This is a genomic window from Bradyrhizobium sp. McL0615 (assembly GCF_049993905.1).
Taxonomy (GTDB): Bacteria; Pseudomonadota; Alphaproteobacteria; order Rhizobiales; family Xanthobacteraceae; genus Bradyrhizobium.
In genome coordinates, this window is the sequence record NZ_CP188254.1 from 4,160,776 (window position 1) to 4,176,599 (window position 15,824).

The following is a 15,824-nucleotide window of genomic DNA, read 5'->3' on the forward strand; positions in this document are numbered from 1 at the left end:
CAGGACGGTTGACGCCACTTCCAAGGACATTGCGCCGGCTTGTCAAGGGCAGGCGGGCGAGGGGTGTTGTGCGGCGGCCCGCGTCGACATAGAATGATATACGTCATTCAAAGGAGCCGTTATGACCCTAACCGAGTCCGTCGATCTGTTTTCCTTCGACACACGGAGGCATCGGGTGGTGGAGTGGCAGGCGCCGGGACCTGTTGCCAGGGCCGCCTCCGGGATGTCCGGGCTGGAGACCATGTGCGCGATCCGAGACGGCATCCTGCCACCGCCGCCGATGGCCCGGCTGATCGGCTTCGAGATGTGCATCGCCGAAGCCGGGCGGATCGTGATGGAACTGGATCCGGATGAAAGCCTCGAAAATACCATCGGACTGCTCCATGGCGCGACCGCCGCGGCGCTGCTGGATACCGCCATGGGTTGCGCCATTGCCACCATGCAGCCGGCCGGGCAGACCTCGGTCACGCTGGACCTCAAGCTGACCTATCTGCGGCCGTTGTCGGTACGATCGGGCAGGGTCTCGGCGGAAGGCAAAGTGGTAAAATTCGGCCGCCAGACCAGTTATTCCGAAGGTTTTGTCCGCGACGGCGCGGGAAATCTTGCAGTGCACGCGACTGCGACATTTACGATGATCGGCGGTGACAAAGCGAAATAGATGCAGCTTTTCGTGCCCGCAACTGCTATTATATGACTGCAGACATTTAATGGGACGGATTGATGCGGTATTCGAAAGAGCACAAGCAGGAGACGCACGCGCGAATCGTGAAGAAGGCCTCGGTGCGGCTTCGCGAAAAGGGCGCGCATGGTATCGGCGTCGCCGACCTGATGAAGGAGGCGGGCCTGACCCATGGCGGCTTCTATGCCCATTTCGATTCCCGCGAGGCGCTGGTGATCGAGGCGTTTGGCTATGCCATGGATCGTGCTGCCGAGCATTGGCGCAATATGGCGGCTGACATTCCGCCGGAGAAGCGGCTGTCGACCATCGTCGATTCCTACGTCTCGGCCGCGCATCGCGACGATCCGGGCCGCGGTTGCGCCGTTCCGACGCTGGGTGCCGAAATCGCCCGCGAGAGCGCCAAGACTCGCAAGGCTTTTGCTGCCAAGCTTGACCAGATGATCGATCTCGTCGCCGACCAGATTCCGGACGTGCCGAGGAAGACGGCGCGTCGGCTCGCGATGGGCACGATGGCGACGATGATGGGTGCGCTTGTGATGTCCCGCGTCGCCGGCAGCGGCGAGATGTCGGACGAAATTCTCGCCTCCGGCCGCGAGGCGGCGCTGGCCCGCGCGGCGAAGCCGGTTGCGAAGAAGGCGCGGGCGAAGGCGAATTGAAATCGTGGGGTGGGCAAAGGCGCTCTTGCGCCGTGCCCACCATCTTTCCGCGATCGCCGGCTGGAATGGTGGGCACGCTACGCTTTGCCCACCCTCCAAATCTACGTTTTTCCGCCAAACAGCGCGCGTTCGCTCTCCACCGTCTCGTGGATGTAATCGGCCACCGCGCGAATGCGTGCGAGATCCTTGCTGTCGGCGTGCATCAGCATCCAGAAGCTGCGCGAAATCCTGATCTCGTCCGGCAATACCGCCCGTAATTCCGGATGCGCCGTCGCCATGAAGTGCGGCAGCACGGCGATACCAAAACCGGCGATGGTGGCGTTGAGCTGCGCGATCAGGTTGGCGCTGCGGAATTTGGCGGAGATCTTTGGCGAGACCTGGGGCAGGTAGTCCAGTTCCGGCGTGAACAGCAATTCCTCGATATAGCCGACGAAGCGATGCCCGGGCAGGTCGCCACGCGATACGATTTTTGGCGCGCGATCGAGGTAGGCCGGGGCGGCATAGAGTCCGAGGCTGTAGTCGAGCAGCTTGCGGCCGACGATGCGGCCTTCCTTGGGCATGGTCAGGCTGATCGCAATGTCCGCCTCGCGCTTCGACAGGCTGAACAGCCGTGCGGTGGCCACGAGCTGCAGGTCGAGATCGGGATACCGCTCGGTGAATTTCAGAAGCCGCGAGGCCAGAAAATGGCTGCCGAACCCGTCGGGGGCGCCGATCCGGACCGTGCCGGTGAGCTGGGCGCGCGAGCCGCCGACCGCTTCCTGGTTGGCGACGATGGTGGATTCCATCGCCTCAGCGCTGTCGGCGACGCGCTGGCCGGCCTCGGTCAGCAGGTAACCGGTCTTGCGGCGATCAAACAGTTTTGCGGAGAGATGCCGTTCCAGGCGGTCGACACGCCGGATCACTGTGGCATGATCGACGGCAAGCTGCTTGGCGGCAGCGGAAACCGACCCGCCGCGGACGATCGCCAGCACGAAGCGGAAGTCATCCCAGTCGATGGTTTTAGTGCCTTGCGTCTTGGCGCCTTGATCCAGCATTTCCGCACATCTATGGTGCAATTTATCGGACTTGTATCCTAAGAAATGCAGGTCAAAAAGGGCTCCAAAGCTAACCATCCGGGCCCTTAGGGAGATTATTCATGCGCTCAATCGGACATTTCATCGGCGGCAAAGAGGTCAAGGGCACGTCGGGGCGGACGGCCGACGTTTTCGAGCCGATGACCGGCGACGTCCAGGCCAAGGTGGCGCTGGCCTCCAAGGCCGAGGTTCGGGCCGCCGTCGAAAACGCCAGGGACGCCCAAATCGAGTGGGCCAACACCAATCCGCAGCGCCGCGCGCGCGTGATGATGAAATTCCTCGAACTCGCCCAGCGCGATTACGACAAGCTCGCCGATATGCTGGCGCGTGAACACGGCAAGACCGTTCCCGACGCCAAGGGCGACATCCAGCGCGGCCTCGAAGTCGTCGAGTTCGCCTGCGGCATCCCGCACCTGATGAAGGGCGAATACACCGAAGGCGCCGGCCCCGGCATCGACATCTATTCGATGCGGCAGCCGCTCGGCGTCGTCGCCGGCATCACGCCGTTCAATTTCCCGGCGATGATCCCGATGTGGAAATTCGCGCCCGCGATCGCCTGCGGCAACGCTTTCATCCTGAAGCCGTCTGAGCGCGATCCCGGCGTGCCGATGATGCTGGCCCAATTGATGATCGAGGCGGGGCTGCCGCCCGGCGTGCTCAATGTCGTCAACGGCGACAAGGAAGCGGTCGACGCCATCCTCGACGATCCCGACATCAAGGCGATCGGCTTTGTCGGCTCGACGCCGATTGCGCAGTACATCTACGAGCGCGCCGCGCAGACGGGTAAGCGCTGCCAGTGTTTTGGCGGCGCCAAGAACCACGCCATCGTGATGCCCGACGCCGACATGGACCAGACCGTCGATGCGCTGATCGGCGCCGGCTACGGCTCGGCCGGCGAGCGCTGCATGGCGATTTCGGTTGCGGTGCCCGTCGGAAAGACCGCCGCCGACCGCCTGATGGAAAAGCTGATCCCGCGCGTGGAGTCGCTCAAGATCGGCACCTCGGTCGATCCGTCCGCCGATTACGGCCCGCTGGTGACGCGCGAGGCGGTCGAGAAGGTGAAGAGCTACATCGATATCGGCGTCAAGGAAGGCGCGACGCTCGCCGTCGACGGCCGTGGCTTCAAGATGCAGGGCTACGAGAACGGCTTCTATCTCGGCGGGTCGCTGTTCGACAACGTCACCAAGGACATGCGGATCTACAAGGAAGAGATCTTTGGACCGGTGCTCTCGGTGGTGCGCGCCCACGACTACAAGGAAGCGCTGGCGCTGCCGTCGGACCATGATTACGGCAATGGTGTCGCGATCTTCACCCGCGACGGCGACGCCGCCCGCGATTTTGCCGCCAAGGTCAATGTCGGCATGGTCGGCATCAACGTGCCGATCCCGGTGCCGATCGCCTACTACACCTTCGGCGGCTGGAAGAAGTCCGGCTTCGGCGATCTCAACCAGCATGGCCCGGATTCGATCCGCTTCTATACCAAGACCAAGACAGTCACCTCGCGCTGGCCGTCCGGCGTCAAGGAGGGCGCGGAGTTCTCGATCCCGACGATGAACTGACGATACAGCCCAGGCCGTCATTGCGAGCGCAGCGAAGCAATCCATCTGCCGCGTAGGAAGCATGGATTGCTTCGTCGCTTCGCCCCTCGCAATGACGACAGGAATGAGAAGTCCGGAATGCATTTCGCTCTCAACGACGATCAGGTGGCGGTTCGCGACATGGCGCGCGAATTCGCCGCGGAGAAGATCGCGCCGCATGCGCTGCGCTGGGACGAGGAGAAGCATTTCCCGGTCGACGTGATGCGGGAAGCGGCCACGCTCGGCATGGGCGGCATCTACATCAAGGACGACGTCGGCGGCTCCGCGATGACCCGCTTCGACGCCGCGCTGATCTTCGAGGCGCTCGCGACCGGTTGTCCGACCGTGTCGGCTTTCATCTCGATCCACAACATGGCGTCCTGGATGATCGATGCCTATGGCAACGATACCCAGCGGCAAAAATGGCTGCCGAAGCTTTGCACGATGGAGTTGATCGCAAGCTACTGCCTCACCGAGCCGGGCGCCGGCTCGGATGCCGCGGCGCTGCGGACCCGCGCGGTGCGCGACGGCGATCATTACGTCCTGAACGGCCAGAAGCAGTTCATTTCAGGCGCCGGCGGCACCGACCTGTTGGTGACGATGGTGCGGACCGGCGGTGACGGGCCCGGCGGCGTTTCAACGTTCGTCATCGACGGCAAGACGCCGGGTGTGTCCTTCGGCGCCAACGAACGCAAGATGGGCTGGAATGCGCAGCCGACCCGCGCGGTGATTTTCGAGAACGCCCGCGTGCCCGTCGAAAACCGGTTGGGTGAAGAAGGCATCGGCTTCAAGATCGCGATGGCCGGGCTCGATGGCGGCCGCATCAATATCGCGGCGTGCTCATTGGGCGGTGCGCAAAGTGCGCTGGAAAAATCGCTGGCCTACATGAAGGAACGCAAGGCTTTTGGAAAGCGCCTCGACGAATTCCAGGCGCTACAGTTTCGTCTCGCCGACATGGCGACCGAACTGGAGGCGGCGCGAACCTTTGTGTGGCGCGCGGCCGCTGCCCTCGATCGTAAGGATGCCGACGCGACCATGCTGTGCGCGATGGCAAAACGTTTCGGCACCGATGTCGGTTTCGAGGTCGCCAACCAGGCGCTGCAGCTGCACGGCGGCTACGGTTACTTAAGCGAATACGGCATCGAGAAGATCGTGCGTGACCTGCGCGTGCACCAGATCCTGGAAGGGACCAACGAAATCATGCGGCTGATCGTCTCGCGCAAGCTGATCGAGGGCGCGCGATGACGGATGCGGCTGTTGCAGATGGTGACCTGATCGCGCGCAAGGAAGGCTCAGCCGGCATCCTCCGCCTGAATCGGCCGAAGGCGATCAATGCGGTGACGCTGGAGATGTTCCACGACATCGACAAGGCGCTCGACGTCTTCGAAGCCGATCCCGATGTTGCGGTGATCCTGCTGGAAGGCGCCGGCGAACGTGGCCTTTGCGCCGGCGGCGACATCCGCGCGCTCTGGGAGAGTTCGAAGATCAAGGGCGACCTCGGCAAGATCCTGTGGCGCGACGAATACATCCTCAACGCCCGCATCAAGAAATTCCCGAAGCCTTATGTGTCCTTCATGGACGGCATCGTGATGGGCGGGGGCGTCGGCCTATCCGCACATTCCAGCCACCGCGTCGTCACCGACAAGACCAAACTGGCGATGCCCGAAGTCGGCCTCGGCTTCTTCCCCGATGTCGGCGGCACCTGGCTGCTGTCGCATTCGCCGGGCGAAATCGGCACCTATTTCGGGCTGACCGGGCAGACGATGAACGGCCCGGACGCGATCCATGCCGGCTTTGCCGACACCGTCGCTCCATCGGCCAAGCTCGCCGCCTTGCGCGAAGCTCTCACCAAAGTCCGTCCCGGGGTCACGTCCGCCGAAGTCAAAACCTTGATCGCTGCCTTTGCCACCGGTGAGACCGCAGGTCCCGTCGCTGCGATGCAGGGAAAGATCGACGCGTGGTTCGCCCATGACCGCATGGAAGACATCGTCGCCGCTCTGCAGCGCGACGGATCGGAACTGGCACTATCGACGCTGAAGACGCTGACCGAAAAGTCGCCGCGCGGCATGGTGGTGACGCTGAAACTGATGCGGCTGGCGCGGACGTCGCGTTCGCTCGAGGAATGCCTGGTGCGGGAATATCGCGCCGCGCTGGAAGTTTTTGCCAGCGACGATTTCCGCGAGGGCGTGCGCGCCGCCGTGATCGACAAGGATCGCAATCCAAAATGGTCGCCGCCGCGAATTGAAGACGTAACGCCGGAAATGGTCGCGCCTTATTTCGCCGAGATCGGCACGGACGAACTGAAATTCCCCTGATCAAAATAGAAAAGTCTTAGCGGAGGATTCGAGATGGCAAATATCGCATTCATTGGCCTCGGCAACATGGGCGGGCCGATGGCGGCCAATCTGGTCAAGGCCGGCCACAAGGTCACCGCGTTCGATCTGGTCGCGGCCTCGCGCGACCAGGCCAAGGCCGATGGCGCTTCCATCGCGGAGACTTCGGTAGCTTCCGTCAAGGGCGCCGAAATCGTCGTCACCATGCTGCCAGCGGGCAAGCACGTGCTGTCGGTCTGGAATGAAGTGATCCCTGTCATGGCCAAGGGCAGTTTGATTATCGATTGCTCGACCATCGATGTCGAAAGCGCCAAGCAGGCGCATGCATTCGCTGCCAAGCATGGCGCACTTTCGGTCGACGCCCCGGTGTCCGGCGGAACCGGCGGCGCCAAGGGCGCGACGCTCACCTTCATGTGCGGCGGCGAGGACAAGGCGTTTGCGGCGGCAAAACCCGTGCTTGAGAACATGGGCAAGAAGCTCGTGCATTGCGGCGGTGCGGGCGCCGGGCAGGCGGCCAAGATCTGCAACAACATGATCCTCGGCATTTCCATGATCGGGGTCGGCGAGGCCTTTGCGCTCGCGGAAAAGCTCGGCCTGTCGCATCAGGCACTGTTCGACGTCGCCTCGACCTCATCGGGACAATGCTGGGCGCTGACGTCCTATTGCCCGGTGCCGGGCCCGGTGCCGGCCTCGCCCGCGAACAACGGCTACAAGCCGGGATTTGCCTCGGCGCTAATGGTGAAGGACCTGACGTTGGCGCAGGACGCGGCCAACGCCGCGGGCGCCGCGACGCCGCTGGGCAAGCACGCGCAGGAGATCTACAAAGCGTTCGACGCGGCCGGCCATGGCGGGGTGGATTTTTCCGGGATTATCCAGCACGTTCGGAGCCTCGCCGGGAAATAGGCACAGTCCTCACCCCCGCGCAACGGCGTTGCCGTTGTCGCAGGAGGTGCGAGCTAAGCGAGCCTCGAAGGGTGAGTGATCGGTGTGGCCATCCTTCGAGACGCCGCTTTGCGGCTCCTCAGGATGAGGTCAGTGCGGAAAAGGAACAGCATGACAACATTCCAGGAAGCGCGCGCCTTTCTGCTCAAGCACCGCACCGATTACGATGCGGCCGTGAAGGGATTTCGCTGGCCCGATCCGGTTCCGTTCAACTGGGCGCTGGATTGGTTCGATGCGGAACTCGCCCGCAATCCTGATAGCCGGGATCGCACGGCGCTCTGGATCGTCGATGCCGGCCACAAGGAAACAAAGCTTTCCTTCGCGACGCTCTCGGTCCGTTCCAACCAGGTGGCGAATTTCCTGCGCGCGCAGGGCCTGAAGCGCGGCGATCATTTGCTGCTGCTGCTCGGCAACGTCGTGCCGCTGTGGGAGACCATGCTGGCGGCGATGAAGCTCGGCGTGGTGGTGATCCCCGCGACCACGCTCCTCACTCCCGATGAACTGCGTGACCGGCTCGATCGCGGCCGGGCGAGGGTGGTGGTGGCCTCGCAGGATCAGGTCGCGAAGTTTGCTGGCCTCGGCAGCGAAAATCTGGTGCGCATCGTGGTAGGTGCCACGTCCACGCATGACGGCTGGTTGCCATTTGAGGAAGCGGCAAACAGCTCCGAGACGTTTGCGGCGGACGGCCCGACAAACGCCGACGATCCGATGCTGCTCTATTTCACCTCGGGCACCACCGCAAAACCAAAACTGGTGCGGCACAGCCAGCGTAGCTATCCCGTCGGCGCGCTGTCGACGATGTTCTGGCTCGGGCTGCAGCCGGGCGACGTGCATCTGAACATCTCGTCGCCAGGCTGGGCCAAGCATGCCTGGAGCTGCTTCTTCGCGCCGTGGAATGCGGGGGCGACCGTGTTCGTGGTCAACCAGCCGCGCTTCGACGCCAAGGCGCTGCTTGCGACCGTCGGCCGCTGCGGCGTCACCACGCTGTGCGCGCCGCCGACGGTATGGAGATTGTTCATTCAGGAAAAGCTCGCTGATTTCAAAGTTAGCCTGCGAGAGGTCTGCGGCGCGGGCGAGCCGCTCAATCCCGAAGTGATCGATCAGGTGAAGGCGGCATGGGGCCTGACCATCCGCGACGGCTATGGCCAGACCGAGACCACGGCGCTGGCCGGCAACTCGCCGGGCCAGAAGGTCAAAGTCGGCTCGATGGGCCGCCCGCTGCCGGGCTATCGCGTGCAGATCACCGATAATGACGGTCCCGTCACCAAAGAGGGCGAGGTGACGCTGGTGCTGGGTGCTGATCGCCCGGCCGGCCTGATGCAGGGCTATCAGGGCGAGGACGGCAAGTTGAGCGGCGCGGACGGCGATCTCTACCGCAGCGGCGACGTGGTGTTCGCCGATGACGAAGGCTATCTCACCTTCGTCGGCCGCTCCGACGACGTCTTCAAATCTTCCGACTACCGCATTAGTCCGTTCGAGCTGGAAAGCGTGCTCCTGGAACATGAATCGGTGGCCGAAGCCGCCGTCGTGCCGAGCCCGGATCCGATCCGGCTCGCGATCCCGAAGGCCTATGTGCTGCTGGTGTCCGGCGTGGAACGTTCGCCCGAAACCGCGCTGTCGATCTTCAAGCATCTCCACACCCGGCTTGCGCCGTTCAAGCGTATTCGCAAGATCGAACTGGTGACGGAACTGCCGAAGACGATTTCCGGAAAGATCCGTCGCGTCCAGTTGCGCCGGCTGGAACATGATAATGTCAGAAGCGACGCACTGCGCGGCGCCGAGTTCCGCGAAGAAGAATTCCCGGAGCTGCAGAAGGTGCGGACCGCCGGGCTGGAGACCTAGTCAATGAATGAAGTCTGGAAGAAGCCGCCGGTCTCATTTGAGGCCTATCAGGCCATGGTCGGCAAGGAGATCGGGGTGTCGTCGTGGCACCTGATCGACCAGAACAGGATCAACGTCTATGCCGACGTGATCGAGGACCATCAGTTCATTCATGTCGATCCAGAGCGGGCGAAGAAGGAAACCGCGTTCGGCAACACCATCGCCCACGGCTTCCTCACGATGTCCCTGATGAGCATCATGTCCTATGAGGTGATGCCGGTCATCGAAGGCACCGCGATGGGCGTCAATTACGGCTTTGACAAGCTCCGTTTCCTCTCCCCGGTACGGGCCGGCTCGCGCGTCCGTGGCCGCTTCACGCTGATGGAAGCCAAGCTGCGCAAGCCGAAAGAGCTGCAATCGCGCACCAATGTGACGGTGGAGATCGAGGGCGAGGAAAAGCCGGCGCTGGTGGCTGACTGGATCGGGCTGATCTATTTCGACTGATCTCTCATTCATCGTTTGCCGGGCTTGACCCGGCAATCCATCGCTGCTCAAAAACAGTCAAACGCGGGCTCGGTATCACCCTCTCCCCTTGTGGGAGAGGGGGGCGCCGAACGCAGTTCGGCGACGGGTGAGGGGTTCTCTCCACAAGCACGCCAGCCGAAACAACCCCTCATCCGGCGCTTTGCGCCACCTTCTCCCACAAGGGGAGAAGGAAGAAACCAGGATTACTCATGGCAATCAGGTTTGACGGACGCGTCGCTATCGTCACCGGCGCGGGCAATGGTCTGGGACGGGCGCATGCGCTGGGGCTGGCGAGCCGCGGCGCCAAGGTGGTGGTCAACGATTTCGGCGGTGCGCGCGATGGTACCGGCGGGTCGCTGACGCCTGCCGAAACCGTAGTCGAGGAAATCCGTAAAGCCGGCGGCACGGCAATGGCCGATGGCGCCGATGTCTCGAACTTCGAGCAGGTAACCGCCATGGTCGACCGCGCCACCCAGGAATGGGGCAGCGTCGATCTGCTATGCGCCAACGCCGGCATCCTGCGCGACAAGTCGTTTGCAAAAATGGAAGTCGCCGATTTCGCAAAGGTGCTGGACGTCCATCTCGTCGGCACTTTCTACTGCTGCAAGGCGGTGTGGGCCGGCATGCGCGAGCGCAATTACGGCCGTATCGTCGTCACCACCTCGTCGTCGGGCCTGTTCGGCAATTTCGGCCAGGCCAATTACGGCGCCGCCAAAGCCGGCATGGTCGGCCTGATGAACGTGCTGGCCGAGGAAGGCCGCAAGAACAACATCCGCGTCAACACGATCTCGCCGACCGCGGCGACCCGGATGACCGAAGAACTGCTGCCGCCGCAGGCGCTGGCCCTGATGCGCCCTGAGGCGATCACGCCGGCGGTGGAATTCCTGCTCAGCGAGGACGCGCCGACCCGCACCATCATGGGCGCGGGCGCGGGCTCGTTCGCCGTGATCAAGATCATCGAGACCGAAGGCATCAATCTGGCCCAGTCCGACTGGACACCGGATGCGATCGCGGCACACTTTGCCGAGATCGACGATGTCTCGAAGGCGAAGGCGCTGCAGGGCGCGTTCGAGCAGACGCAGAAATATGTGGCGCAGGCCGCGGCACGGGCGGGGATCAAGCTGTAGGCTCGGTCTCGTAGGGTGGGCAAAGGCGCAAAGCGCCGTGCCCACCATGCATCACCAACGCCGGTGAATAGTGGTGGGCACGCTTCGCTTTGCCCACCCTACGAACCGCCGATCCGGCCTACACTCCTGCCATGTCATCACCTCCCAAAAACGTCGCCATCATCGGCGCCGGCCCCGCCGGCCTGATGGCCGCAGACGTACTCGCGCAAGGCGGCGCCAGCGTCACAATCTACGACGCGATGCCGTCGGCCGGCCGCAAATTCCTGATGGCGGGGCGAGGCGGGTTGAACCTCACGCATAGCGAACCGTTGCCCCAATTCCTTGCACGCTACCGCGAGGCCATGCCGCACCTGCAAGCCGCCGTCGAAGCGTTCCCACCGAGCACCTTGCGTGACTGGAGCGGGGCGCTGGGGCAGGAAACTTTCGTCGGCTCCAGTGGCCGGGTGTTTCCAAAAGCCTTCAAGGCATCGCCCTTGCTGCGGGCCTGGCTGCGTCGGCTGGATTCAATGGGCGTACAATTGACGCTGCGTCACCGCTGGACCGGCTGGGATGAGCAGGGCCGTCTGCGTTTTCAAACGCCGGATGGGCAGCAATTCGCCGAAGCGCGCGCGACAGTGCTGGCGCTCGGCGGCGCGAGCTGGCCGCGGCTGGGCTCTGATGGCGCCTGGGCCGGGATTCTCGCGGCCAGGGGCGTGAAGATATCGCCGCTGCGGCCTGCAAATTCTGGCTTCACCGTCGCCTGGTCCGAAATTTTCCGCGATCGTTTCGAAGGTCAGCCGCTCAAGGCTGTGGCGCTGACATTTGGCAAACACACGGTGCGCGGCGAAGCCATCGTCACCCGCGCTGGCATCGAAGGAGGCGCAATTTACGCGCTTTCGGCTGAGTTGCGCGAGGCGATCCTGCGCGATGGAACGGCCACGCTCAATATTGCCCTGCGTCCCGACACGGAGATCGGCGAACTGACGGTGAAATTGTCGGCGGCGAAGGGCAAGCAGTCCCTCTCGAACTTCCTACGCAAGGCGGCAAATCTCTCGCCCGTTGCGATCGGGCTGTTGCAAGAAGCCGCCAAAGCATCCGGATTGTCGTTGTCATCGCTTTCGCCCGTTGATCTCGCCCGCTTGATCCAGGCGGTACCGGTGCAGCTCAACGGCGTGTCTCCAATCGCGCGGGCGATTTCGACTGCGGGCGGGATAGCATTCGACGAACTCGATAGCGATTTCATGCTCCGCCGGGTGCCCGGTGTGTTCGCCGCGGGCGAGATGCTGGATTGGGAAGCGCCGACCGGCGGCTATCTCCTGCAGGCGTCGTTTGCGACGGGAGCAGCCGCAGGGCGGGGCGCGCTGAAGTGGCTAAATTCGTAGGATGGGTAGAGCGAAGCGAAACCCATCATCGGGCAGCTCGGCAAGTCTCGATGGGTTTCGCTTCGCTCTACCCATCCTACGGGGATGCCTACCGCAGCTTCCCCCTTGCCGCGACCGGCAGCGTGCCGATGATCTCGTCACCGCGCACCATCACCACCTCGTCCATCATGTTGACGACGACGCAGACATGGTTGGGCACGATCCGCACGACGTCGCCGACGACGGGCCGCGTGTTGCTGCGGGCCAGGTCGAGAAAGCCGTGCTCTTCCGCAAAGCGCGCGATCTTCGCCTCGGGGTGCTCCAGGATCAGCCCGTGGCCTTCAAGCCCGCCGCCGGTATCTGAGGTCAGCGTCTTCGAGCCGGCATCGAGAATGCCGCGGTCCGGGCCGGCGCGGCTGACGACGGTGGAATAGATGTTGAGCGCGCAATCGTCCCAATCGGCGACGCCGGCCGCAACCTGCATGCGGTCGTTGTAGATATAGGTGCCGGGACGATGCTCAGTCGCACCCTTGAGCTTGCCGAGATTTTTCAGGTTCGGCGAACCGCCGGTTGACACCATCGCCGCGTCGAGCCCAAGCGCACGGACGCCGGCCAGTGCTTCGTCAAAGAACTTCTGCGCCTCCGTCCAGCCGGTCTCGGTCGGATACAGCATGAAGCCCGCGAACTGCAGCCCCTTGGACGCCGCGATCTCGCGGGCCAGCGCAATGGCCTCACCTGGCGTTTCGACACCAGCCCGCTTGCGGCCCGTATCGCATTCCACCACGACTGAAAGCGGCCGGCCGGAAGTGGCGGCGGCTTGCGGCAAGCCAGCGATCACGGTCGAATTGTCGGCGGCTACCGTCAAGTGGGCCTTGGCCTGCAGCGCGGCGAGGCGGGCCATCTTCTCCTCGCCGATCAGATTGTAGCTGATCAGGATGTCGTCGATGCCGGCTTCCGCCATCACCTCGGCCTCACCGATCTTCTGGCAGGTGATGCCCTTCGCGCCAGCCGCGACCTGCATCTGTGCCAACAAGGGGCTCTTGTGAGTCTTGATATGCGGGCGGTTAGCTACGCCGGCCGTGTCGCAGGCCACCTGGATCCGCGCGATGTTGCGCTCGACGCGATCCATGTCGATCACAGCGCAGGGCGTGCCGTATTCACGGGCGATCTTGGCGGCGAGGGGCGTTGTCATGCTCTTCTCTTTGTTCGAACCGTAGGATGGGTGGAGCGAAGCGAAACCCATCAATTCCGTCAATGGCTCATGATGGGTTTCGCTTCGCTCTACCCATCCTACGCTCAGGCCTGTTCTATCTCTTCCCGCAAAACCTCAAGCTCCAGCCACCTGTCCTCGGCCTCGGCCAGCTCTTGCTGCGCCTTTGCAATCGCAGATGAAGCCGCGTCAAACTTCTTGCGATCCTTGGCGTAGAGGTCGGGATCGTCAAGCAGCTTTTGCTGCTTGGCAATCTCGGCCTGCAACTTCTTCATCGTCTTCGGCAGCGTTTCCAGCGCGTGCTTCTCGTTGAAGTTCAGCCGGCGCCTTGGCGTCGCAGAAGGGGCGGCCGCCCTGGTTTCCTTCTTTTCCTCGACGGTAGCGATACTGGGAGCCTCGCGCGCGAGGTCCTCGCCGCGCTGCGCCAGCATGTCGGTGTAACCGCCGGCATATTCGATCCAGCGGCCATTGCCCTCGGGCACGATCACGGACGTGACGACGCGGTCGAGGAAGTCGCGGTCATGGCTGATCAGGATCACCGTGCCCTCATAGTCGCCGAGCATCTCCTCGAGTACGTCAAGGGTTTCGAGGTCGAGGTCGTTGGTCGGTTCGTCCAGCACCAATAGATTGGAAGGCTTTGCCAGCGCGCGCGCCAGCATCAGCCGGCCGCGCTCGCCGCCGGAAAGCACCTCCAGCGGCGTGCGCATCTGTTCCTGCGCGAACAGAAAGTCCTTCATGTAGCTGACGACGTGCTTCGGCTTGCCGCCGACCATGACGTGGTCGCCGCGTCCGCCGGTCAGCGCTTCCGCCAGCGTCGATTTGGGGTCGAGGCTTTCGCGGTGCTGGTCGAGCGTCGCCATCTCGATATTGGCGCCGAGCCGGATGGTCCCGCTGTCGGGCGGGCTGCCGCCGGTCAGCATCTCGATCAGCGTGGTCTTGCCGGCGCCGTTCGGGCCGACGATGCCGATCCGGTCGCCGCGCTGGACCCGGATCGAAAAGCCGTCGACGATCGTGCGGTCGCCATACGCCTTGCTGATGTTCTTGGCCTCGATGACGAGCTTGCCGGATTTGTCGGCTTCCGCAGCCGCGAGGCTGGCATTGCCGGTCGCGCCACGGTAAGTGCGGCGCTGGTCGCGCAGCGCATGCAGATTGCCGAGCCGCTTGACGTTGCGCTTGCGGCGGCCGGAGACGCCGTAGCGCAGCCAGTGTTCCTCGTTGACGATCTTGCGGTCGAGCTTGTGCTGGTCGCGCTCTTCTTCCGCCAGCACCTCGTCGCGCCAGGCTTCGAATGCCGAGAAACCGCGGTCGATCTGCCGGATCTGGCCTCGATCGAGCCAGGCGGTCGCGCGCGACAGGTTGGAGAGGAAGCGGCGATCATGGCTGATGATGACCAGCGCGCAACGGCGGCTTTCCAGTTCGCTTTCCAGCCATTCGATGGTCGGCAGATCGAGATGGTTGGTCGGCTCGTCCAGCAGCAAAATGTCGGGCGAGGGCGCCAGCACGCGCGCGAGCGCGGCGCGGCGGGCCTCGCCGCCGGAGACATGCGCCGGGTCTTCGTCGCCGTGCAGTCCGAGCTGCTCGACCAGATAGCGCGCCTGATAATGATCGTCGCCGGGGCCGAGGCCAGCCTCGACATAGGCCAGCGTCGTCTCGTGGTCGCCGAAGTCAGGCTCCTGCGGCAGATAGCGGATGGTCGCGCCGGGCTGCACGAAGCGGCTGCCGCCGTCGGGTTCGACGGTGCCGGCGGCGATCTTCAGCAGCGTGGATTTGCCCGAGCCGTTGCGGCCGATCAGGCAGACGCGCTCGCCCGACGAGACCGATAGTTCCACGCCCGACAACAGCGGCGTGCCGCCGAACGTGAGCCTTATATCTTTCAACTGAATCAGCGGTGGCGCCATCGTTCGCTTCAACCTTGATCTTGTGCGGGCTGTTGCGCCCGCTGGCGCTGGATGCGGCGGATGGTCTGGTCGAGCGCCGACAGGAATGCCGAACGATCGCGCGGGGAGTAGGATTTCGGGCCGCCGGTGATTTCACCGGACGAGCGCAGGTCGGTCATCAAATTGCGTACCGCCAGCGTCATGCCGATCGATTGTTCGGTGAACGGCTTGCCGTTCGGCGCGATCACCTCGGCGCCCGATTTCACGCAGCGGCTGGCGAGCGGGATGTCCGAGGTGACGACGATATCGCCTTTTGCCGCGCGCTCCGCGATCCAGTCATCGGCGGCATCCATGCCGGAACCGGCGGCGATCCGCTCGATCAGCGGGTCCTGCGGCACGCGGATGAAATTGCCCGCGACCACGCTGACCGGCAGGCCGTGCCGGAGCGCGACGCGATAGATCTCGTCCTTCACCGGGCAGGCGTCGGCATCGACATAGATGCGGGTGGGGTTCAAATCGGGCACTTCAGGTCAGTCAATCGGATTGGATTCGGTAAGGCTCTCTCGTCCGCGCGTGGTACTCCACCGGGCGGAAAAATGCGAGGAAAACAGCTGTCGGAACACGCTTGCTACGGTACTTTCTTCGCTACGATAACACTTGAAAA

14 protein-coding genes are annotated in these 15,824 nt (G+C 63.6%); 10 read left to right on the forward strand and 4 right to left on the reverse strand.

The window, feature by feature from the left end; genetic code table 11:
• Positions 1-121: 121 nt before the first annotated feature.
• Both ACPPVP_RS19515 and ACPPVP_RS19520 read left to right on the forward strand, forming a co-directional pair.
• The gene (locus ACPPVP_RS19515) at positions 122-658 is read left to right on the forward strand and encodes a PaaI family thioesterase (protein ID WP_426537149.1); all 537 of its coding nucleotides are present in this window, start codon (positions 122-124) and stop codon (positions 656-658) included.
• A gap of 62 nt (positions 659-720) precedes the next feature.
• On the forward strand, positions 721-1,335 hold the full coding sequence (locus ACPPVP_RS19520) for a TetR/AcrR family transcriptional regulator (protein ID WP_426537151.1): 615 nt from the start codon (positions 721-723) through the stop codon (positions 1,333-1,335).
• Positions 1,336-1,436: 101 nt separating this feature from the next.
• On the opposite strand, the gene ACPPVP_RS19525 is transcribed toward ACPPVP_RS19520, so the two are convergent.
• Complete coding sequence (locus ACPPVP_RS19525) at positions 1,437-2,369, reverse strand: LysR family transcriptional regulator (protein WP_426537153.1); 933 nt, start codon at positions 2,367-2,369, stop codon at positions 1,437-1,439.
• 101 nt (positions 2,370-2,470) lie between these two features.
• Here ACPPVP_RS19525 and ACPPVP_RS19530 point away from each other — a divergent pair, with 101 nt between their 5' ends.
• The 8 genes from ACPPVP_RS19530 to ACPPVP_RS19565 all read left to right on the forward strand — a co-directional run bounded on the left by ACPPVP_RS19530 (position 2,471) and on the right by ACPPVP_RS19565 (position 12,094).
• Complete coding sequence (locus tag ACPPVP_RS19530) at positions 2,471-3,967, forward strand: CoA-acylating methylmalonate-semialdehyde dehydrogenase (RefSeq protein WP_426537154.1); 1,497 nt, start codon at positions 2,471-2,473, stop codon at positions 3,965-3,967.
• 117 nt (positions 3,968-4,084) lie between these two features.
• Positions 4,085-5,230 carry an isobutyryl-CoA dehydrogenase gene (locus tag ACPPVP_RS19535; protein WP_426537156.1) on the forward strand — a complete coding sequence of 382 codons (1,146 nt, stop codon included), beginning with the start codon at positions 4,085-4,087 and terminating at the stop codon, positions 5,228-5,230.
• Positions 5,227-6,300: an enoyl-CoA hydratase/isomerase family protein gene (locus ACPPVP_RS19540; RefSeq protein ID WP_426537158.1), complete on the forward strand. Its 1,074-nt coding sequence runs from the start codon at positions 5,227-5,229 to the stop codon at positions 6,298-6,300. The genes ACPPVP_RS19535 and ACPPVP_RS19540 overlap by 4 nt, the downstream gene beginning before the upstream one ends.
• Before the next feature lie 33 nt (positions 6,301-6,333).
• Positions 6,334-7,221, forward strand: a complete 888-nt coding sequence (gene mmsB / locus ACPPVP_RS19545) for a 3-hydroxyisobutyrate dehydrogenase (RefSeq protein ID WP_426537160.1) — start codon at positions 6,334-6,336, stop codon at positions 7,219-7,221.
• Positions 7,222-7,371: 150 nt separating this feature from the next.
• Entirely contained in the window at positions 7,372-9,102 is a 1,731-nt protein-coding gene (locus tag ACPPVP_RS19550; RefSeq protein ID WP_426537162.1) for an AMP-binding protein, read from the forward strand.
• Between the two features lie 3 nt (positions 9,103-9,105).
• Positions 9,106-9,585 carry a MaoC family dehydratase gene (locus tag ACPPVP_RS19555; protein ID WP_426537164.1) on the forward strand — a complete coding sequence of 160 codons (480 nt, stop codon included), beginning with the start codon at positions 9,106-9,108 and terminating at the stop codon, positions 9,583-9,585.
• Positions 9,586-9,815: 230 nt separating this feature from the next.
• Complete coding sequence (locus ACPPVP_RS19560; protein WP_426537166.1) at positions 9,816-10,733, forward strand: SDR family NAD(P)-dependent oxidoreductase; 918 nt, start codon at positions 9,816-9,818, stop codon at positions 10,731-10,733.
• Between the two features lie 185 nt (positions 10,734-10,918).
• Positions 10,919-12,094, forward strand: coding sequence for a TIGR03862 family flavoprotein (locus ACPPVP_RS19565; RefSeq protein ID WP_426537943.1), 1,176 nt, complete (start codon positions 10,919-10,921; stop codon positions 12,092-12,094).
• Between the two features lie 88 nt (positions 12,095-12,182).
• Here ACPPVP_RS19565 and ACPPVP_RS19570 read toward each other — a convergent pair whose 3' ends face one another.
• From ACPPVP_RS19570 to ACPPVP_RS19580, 3 genes are all read right to left on the reverse strand, one after another.
• Entirely contained in the window at positions 12,183-13,265 is a 1,083-nt protein-coding gene (locus ACPPVP_RS19570) for a D-TA family PLP-dependent enzyme (protein ID WP_426537168.1), read from the reverse strand.
• Positions 13,266-13,369: 104 nt separating this feature from the next.
• Positions 13,370-15,181 (reverse strand): ABC-F family ATP-binding cassette domain-containing protein, encoded by a 1,812-nt coding sequence (locus ACPPVP_RS19575; RefSeq protein WP_426537170.1) that lies wholly within the window; start codon positions 15,179-15,181, stop codon positions 13,370-13,372.
• A gap of 8 nt (positions 15,182-15,189) precedes the next feature.
• A complete protein-coding gene (locus tag ACPPVP_RS19580; RefSeq protein ID WP_426537172.1) occupies positions 15,190-15,675 on the reverse strand; it encodes a YaiI/YqxD family protein in 486 nt (161 codons plus the stop codon).
• Between the last annotated feature and the right edge of the window lie 149 nt (positions 15,676-15,824).